Source organism: Arthrobacter sp. efr-133-TYG-120 (genome assembly GCF_030209785.1).
Taxonomy (GTDB): domain Bacteria; phylum Actinomycetota; class Actinomycetes; order Actinomycetales; family Micrococcaceae; genus Arthrobacter.
In genome coordinates, this window is sequence record NZ_JARVRI010000011.1 from 1 (window position 1) to 5,805 (window position 5,805).

Consider the following 5,805-nt stretch of genomic DNA (forward strand, 5'->3'; position numbering starts at 1 on the left):
GATGTGGGCCGAATAGGTGAGCGATGGTTTGGGATGTGGGCCTGATATGTGAGCGGGGGTCTGGGTTTAAGGCCCGATATGTGAGCGCGCGTTGGGTTCGACAAACGCTCGCTCACTTATGCCGGCATTTTCCCAAACGCTCGCTCACGTCTCGCGCTGGCTCCAAGGATGAATCCGCTGGCTTCCGGGTGGAGATCGAAGCCCGGAGCGCGGAATCGGCGTTCCCCCGTGCTTGGCCGTGGATAGGGTGGCTGACATGGAACAGACACTGAAAGTTGTACGGCATTGGGGCGCCCCTGCGGCGGCCGTCATTTTCTTCACGCTGTGGTGCGTGGCGGAAGCGGGAAGGATGGGGCCGTGGCCGGGGCTGAACTATTGGCCCGGCACCTGGATGCTCGTTCTGATGACCTTGGCTATAGCTGCGGCGGTGTGGAAACCCTATGTGTCACTCGGGCTGACCGCCATCCTTTTGCTCGGTCAATTGATCCATTTCATCCGTGCGCCTTGGCCCAATCATTGGGCGATCTACATCGGTTCGTTCATTGCGCTGGCGTTCATTCTGTGGACCGGGTCCCGCAGGCAGCGGTCGATCGCAGGAGTAGCCAACCTCGTGTTCACAGCCGTCATAACGTTTTTGATGTTGTCGTGGCGATACGGGCAGGGCGTTGGCTGGTTCAGGCCACTATATTCGGGAGACCGGGGCGCCCTGAGTTACTACGGCTGGCAGCTCTTCTCCACCCTGATTTTGATCGCCGCTGGATGTGCCGCCGTCGGCATCGCCTTGGCTCTGTATGAGGACCGGGGCAAGCTCTTCCAGTCCAAGGTCCTCGTCCAAGCAAACCTCAAGGAGACCGAGGTCGAGCTTGTCGTGGAGCAGGAGCGCACGCGGATCGCCCGCGACCTTCACGACGTCTTGGCGCACTCGCTCGCTGTGATCGCCGCGCAGGCGGACGGCACCCGTTATCTCAGCCAGGACCAACCCAAAGCGGTGCTCGACGCCTTGGAGAATATCGCGGTGTCAGCCCGCCACGCACTCGTGGACGCCCAGCGCGTCATTGAGGGAGTGCGCGACGACGGTCTGGTGGCTCCGCAGCCCCGGCTCACCGACGTCGGGCATCTTGTGGAGCGGATGCGCCAGGGGAGCCTCAAGGTCCAGCAGAGCGAAACCGGAACCCCGGTGGACCTTGGCGCGGGCCAGCAACTCGCGGTATTCCGGATTGTGCAGGAATGCCTGACGAACGCCCTCAAGCACGGCGGACGCGGCACCGCCGTGCGCCTTCATTTCGACTGGAGCGGCCCCGGGCTGACCATGCACGTCGCGTCGGAATTGCCGGCGTCCGTTTCGATTGGGGGGACGGACGACGGCGGTACCGCCGAGCGCGTGGGGCGCGGCATCCCCGGAATGCGCGAGCGTGCCCACCTAGCCGGCGGCTGGCTCAGTTCCGGGCCCGACGGCGAGCAGTTCCGCGTGACGGTGTTCATCCCCTATGGTTCGCGGCCGGCAGCGCTCCTTCCGGAAGGTGGAGCGGAAGAGGAGGGTGTTCCGTCCGTTGAGGGGCTGGAGCAGGAGCCGGCGCTGGCTCTCGAGGGCGCCTCGCCGTCGTCGGGCACTGAGCGGGAAAGCGTCGGACGTGGCTGAAACACCGATCACGGTGGCCTTGGTGGACGACCAACCACTGTTCCGCTCCGGCATCCGCATGCTCGTCCAGAGCCAAGCGGACATGGACATGGCTTGGGAGGCCGACGACGGCGAACAAGCCGTGGCGCTCGCGGCCAGGCAGCGGCCGGACGTGATGCTGATGGACCTTCGGATGCCGGTGCTTGACGGAGTGGAGGCCACGCGCCGCATCACGGAGGAAGCCGATGCGGCCGGGGTGGACAAGCCAAAGATCATTGCCCTGACCACGTTCAACAGGGACCAAGCCGTGGTTGACGCCGTGCAGGCCGGCGCGAGCGGATACCTGCTCAAGAGCGCCGAACCGGAATTTCTGCTGGCTGCCATCCGGACCGTGTATTCGGGATACTCGGTGATCGCGCCCGGTTCGGTTCACGAACTCTTCCGGCACGCGGCCAGGACGGTGCCGGTCGCCGGGCCGGACCTCGCCGTGATGGACGAGCTGTCTCCGCGCGAGCGGGATGTGTTCCTCCTGGCGGCCAAAGGCTTGGGGAACGCCGAGATGGCGCAGAGCCTGTTTGTCTCCGAGGCGACAGTGAAATCCCACCTACGCAGTGTGCTCAGCAAGCTCGGGCTGCGTACCAGGCTTCAGCTAGTGGCCTTTGCCTACGAACATCGGCTTCTCGGGTAGGCACCCCGGACGCAAAGGCGGCGGCCGCCCGAAAGGGACGGTCGCCGTCGTGCAACTGCAGAGTGCTGCAGAGTGAGGGGGCGCTACATGGCGCGGCCCTTCGACTCCTCCCTAACATCGCGTCCAAGCCATAGCCCAACGGCAACCATGACAACACCGAGAACCAGGTGCAGCCAGTCGTCCGCAGCGTTCATGGGCACGAAGTCAGCGCTCATGTTCGACATGGTGATCAGGCCGTAGATCCACAAGACGAGGTAGATTGCGCCGCCACCGATGAGGTAACCGCGCGCCATCCTTCCAGTCCTTGCGAAGTACAGGCCTGCTGCGCCGAACAGCAAATGGACAATATTGTGCAGGACGGATACTTGGAAGACTCCAAGAAGCATGGCGCCCGAGTCATGTCCTGCGAAGGTCATGGCGCCGTAATTGCTGGTGATGCCCGGGATAAATCCCAAGACGCCAACAGCCAGGAAAACCCAGCCCAAAATCAGTGCTGAGTTGTGGAGCGTCAGCCCCATCGCGTGGTGCTGCGCGGGGTGTGAAGCAGTAGTCATAGCTCCTCCCGATCACGATTTCCATCGGCCCTTCAAATGGAGGGCCGTATCGCGGCAAGGAGTCGGAAACCCTGCCGACGAGGATATCTTACTCCCGAAAACCCCGGAAATAGAGGGGAGAGGCCGGGACAAGCGCAGCTAGCATGGTTCTGTGATGCCCGATTCTGCGACGCTTTATCCCGTGATGGCAGTGCAACCGTGAGTGAGCCATCGGTTCCCGGAGTGCGCGGAGCGATTTTCGGGGACACCCGGGACATCACGCCGTTCCGGAACGGACATGTCCGCACATCGGTAGGTGGACTGGCTGAGGGCTTGGGCGGTGCGATTTGGGGCGTCCTGAGAGGAAAAGCCGCAGGCCGGATCGACGTCGCCGGGGACGTCCCCAGGCTCAAACGGCTGGCTGGCAAGACCGCCAAATCGGTGTACGACGCGGTCTTCACCAGCACGGAACCGGATCGGCTCATCACCCTGGCGCGTACCTACCCGGGCTGGGCTGGCCTCTGCTACGTGATTGCCGGGCTGCTTGTGTACAAGCACGGAGGATATCTCCGGGCCTCGGAACTTCTGCAACGGGGCTTGTCCATCCGGATCGACGACGCCGCCAGCCTGTTTTCATCAAGCTACCTTCGCAGGGTGGTGACGCGGATCGAGGTGGCGGAGCGGATCGACGTTTCAGTGCTGTTCAGCGAGGAATCCGTGTTCCTCGCCCTCTCGCATTGCTTCAGGGAGACGGGCCAGACGGCGGAAGCGCTGGACTCCCTGGCCAGCTTGCCGCCGTCGTTGCCCTCCGCCTTGGCCCGCTGCACCGCGGCGGCGGCGCTCGAGCGGCACGCCGACGTCGTCGCCTGGACTGAGGGGCTCCGCAACACGGACGACCTCTCGGCGGCGCTGCTGCTGATTCGGGCACAGTCGCTCAGGATGTTGGGGGAGCGGGAGGCGGCGCAGGCCGCGCTTGAGGAGGTACTCCGCAGGAAGAAGACCAGCCTCGCCTTGCGGAATGACGCCCTCACGGACCGGGCCCTCTCGAAGCTTGAGGTCAGGCGGAGGACGCCCAAGCCGAGGCCCTTTGTCGCTGAGCGGGTCCGGCGCGGCAAGACGGAGGACGCTGAGCTGGATGCGGTCGATGGGATTCGCAAGGACATCGAGATACGCCGAATGTGGAACAAGGACTTCGGCGAGCCGGGCGACTAAAGCAGGGGCCAACGCAGGGCGGCTACGCCCGACGCGTGCGAATGATTCCCCGAATGGAGACCCCCACGGCGCCGACAAGTGGGAGCAGCATGGCCAGGACAACTATGGTGTTCGGCTGGAACGTCACGCGTCCGCTTGCGTTGCGGCCATAGACCCCGACGGGGAGCACAAACCCGCCCCCGCCGCCGCCGGCAGCATTGCCCCCATCGCTGCCTCCGCCGAATCCAAAGGACACCAGCGCTACCGGAATCAGTTCTTCTCCGGCGATCTGCAGGGGCGGGCCGTACGCCCTCGATACGCCGACCTTCTTGAAGGCCTCCACGAGAGCTGAAAAGTCATCGGACATGAAGCCGACCATAGGCTGCCTCGCCCAAGAACACCAGAGCGAGATAGCCCAGCGGCCGTGTCACCGGAGCATCGGAAGTAGCTGCTCGCCGAGCAGGACAGCCCCGAGGCCCACCATGATGATGCCGCTCGCAAGGGTCACCACACGCGCGGCCGAAGGCCGGGACTGCAGCAGCTTCCGCGAGCCGAGGGCCACCACCGTGTAAATGATGCCTGCGAATAGGACGAACGTGAGGCCCAGCACGCCTGACTGCACCGGCACCGGCAACGACGCCTCCGGGCTCACGAATTGCGGCACAAGCGCCAGGAAGAACAGCAGGCCCTTGGGGTTGATGCCGCTTGTACCCATGCCTTGCAGGAAGGTGCGCAATTGGTTTCGGGACTGCCCGACGGCGTCATCCGCACTGAAGCTCGCGCCGCGCCACGAGCGCATGGTGCTCACGCCGAGCCAGAGCAAGTACGCGGCACCCGCGATCGTCAGCCAGCCAAGAAGCCCCGGAACGCCCGTCAAAACGGCGGCGAGTCCGGCCACCAGGAGGGCCGTGTGCAACACATAGCCGCTGCACAGGCCGGCCACAGCGGGGAGGAAACTGCGCTGCCGAAGGCCAGCGGCAATCGAATACGCCCAATCGACGCCCGGGGTGCACGCCAAGGTGACGGCGACAATGACGAAGGCGAGGAAAAGCTGTGGATTCATGGTGGCTCCTGGCTGGCGGTTACACCATGAACTTTATGGAAAATCGGCCCATAAGTGTTCCCATTTTTAGCCAGGCTTGCCGGGATTTCGGTAAGATATTTGCGTGATTGATGGAATCGATAGAACTATTTTGCGCCACCTCAAAGAGGATGGCCGAATGACTGCCACCGCGCTCGCAGCAAAGGTGGGATTGACCGTGGCTCCGTGCCATCGCAGACTGCGGGATCTCGAAGCTTCCGGGGTCATCCGTGGGTACAGGGCAGACATCGATCCTGGGGCGATTGGCCTCGGATTCGAGGCGATAGTCTTTGTGACCCTGCGTCAGGCTGACCGCACCACGATGTCGGAGTTCGAAGACCGGGTGGCAGCCATTCCGAACATCGTCGAGGCCCAGAGACTCTTCGGCTCGCCGGACTACCTCCTCCGCGTGATCGCAGCCGATCTCCCGGCCTACCAGCGCTTCTACGACGACCAACTCTCGGCGCTTCCCGCCGTCGAGCGCCTCAACTCGACGTTGGTGATGAAGAACCTCAAGCCGAACGCGGGACCGCCGGTCTGAGTTCGGTTTCCACGACGGAACCGGTCGGGGCCTTGGGATTCGTTGCCGAGCCAACGTCGGTAGGTATCGGTGGCTTGGTTCCGGGGCCGGCCTAAAAATGTCGTAGCCTCCTGGCAGAGTGTTTCCATGGAAGCGATCGGATGCGTCGACACC

The 5,805-nt window shown here is 63.8% G+C and carries 7 protein-coding genes; 4 read left to right on the forward strand and 3 right to left on the reverse strand.

The annotated features are described in order from the left end of the window. The first annotated feature begins 256 nt into the window (after positions 1 to 256). Positions 257 to 1,639 carry a sensor histidine kinase gene (locus tag QRN51_RS07145; RefSeq protein ID WP_284989250.1) on the forward strand — a complete coding sequence of 461 codons (1,383 nt, stop codon included), beginning with the start codon at positions 257 to 259 and terminating at the stop codon, positions 1,637 to 1,639. Beyond that, a complete protein-coding gene (locus QRN51_RS07150) occupies positions 1,632 to 2,306 on the forward strand; it encodes a response regulator (RefSeq protein ID WP_284989251.1) in 675 nt (224 codons plus the stop codon). Before QRN51_RS07145 ends, QRN51_RS07150 begins: the two co-directional genes overlap by 8 nt. Before the next feature lie 83 nt (positions 2,307 to 2,389). On the opposite strand, the gene QRN51_RS07155 is transcribed toward QRN51_RS07150, so the two are convergent. After that, entirely contained in the window at positions 2,390 to 2,860 is a 471-nt protein-coding gene (locus tag QRN51_RS07155; protein ID WP_059388710.1) for a DUF4383 domain-containing protein, read from the reverse strand. 198 nt (positions 2,861 to 3,058) lie between these two features. Between QRN51_RS07155 and QRN51_RS07160 the strand changes: the two genes are divergently transcribed. Beyond that, positions 3,059 to 4,051: a hypothetical protein gene (locus QRN51_RS07160; protein WP_284989252.1), complete on the forward strand. Its 993-nt coding sequence runs from the start codon at positions 3,059 to 3,061 to the stop codon at positions 4,049 to 4,051. 22 nt (positions 4,052 to 4,073) lie between these two features. Here the strand turns inward: QRN51_RS07160 and QRN51_RS07165 are convergent, their stop codons facing one another. Continuing rightward, positions 4,074 to 4,397, reverse strand: coding sequence for a hypothetical protein (locus QRN51_RS07165; protein WP_059388708.1), 324 nt, complete (start codon positions 4,395 to 4,397; stop codon positions 4,074 to 4,076). A gap of 60 nt (positions 4,398 to 4,457) precedes the next feature. Then, positions 4,458 to 5,093 carry a LysE family translocator gene (locus QRN51_RS07170; protein ID WP_059388707.1) on the reverse strand — a complete coding sequence of 212 codons (636 nt, stop codon included), beginning with the start codon at positions 5,091 to 5,093 and terminating at the stop codon, positions 4,458 to 4,460. 103 nt (positions 5,094 to 5,196) lie between these two features. Between QRN51_RS07170 and QRN51_RS07175 the strand changes: the two genes are divergently transcribed. Further along, the gene (locus QRN51_RS07175) at positions 5,197 to 5,652 is read left to right on the forward strand and encodes an Lrp/AsnC family transcriptional regulator (protein WP_284989253.1); all 456 of its coding nucleotides are present in this window, start codon (positions 5,197 to 5,199) and stop codon (positions 5,650 to 5,652) included. The last annotated feature ends 153 nt before the right edge of the window (positions 5,653 to 5,805 follow it).

Excerpts from the sequence above, each read along its gene's own strand:
- QRN51_RS07165 (WP_059388708.1), bottom strand. The coding sequence starts at position 4,397 with ATGTCCGATGACTTTTCAGCTCTCGTGGAGGCCTTCAAGAAGGTCGGC.
- QRN51_RS07145 (WP_284989250.1), top strand. The coding sequence starts at position 257 with ATGGAACAGACACTGAAAGTTGTACGGCATTGGGGCGCCCCTGCGGCG.
- QRN51_RS07170 (WP_059388707.1), bottom strand. The coding sequence starts at position 5,093 with ATGAATCCACAGCTTTTCCTCGCCTTCGTCATTGTCGCCGTCACCTTG.
- QRN51_RS07155 (WP_059388710.1), bottom strand. The coding sequence starts at position 2,860 with ATGACTACTGCTTCACACCCCGCGCAGCACCACGCGATGGGGCTGACG.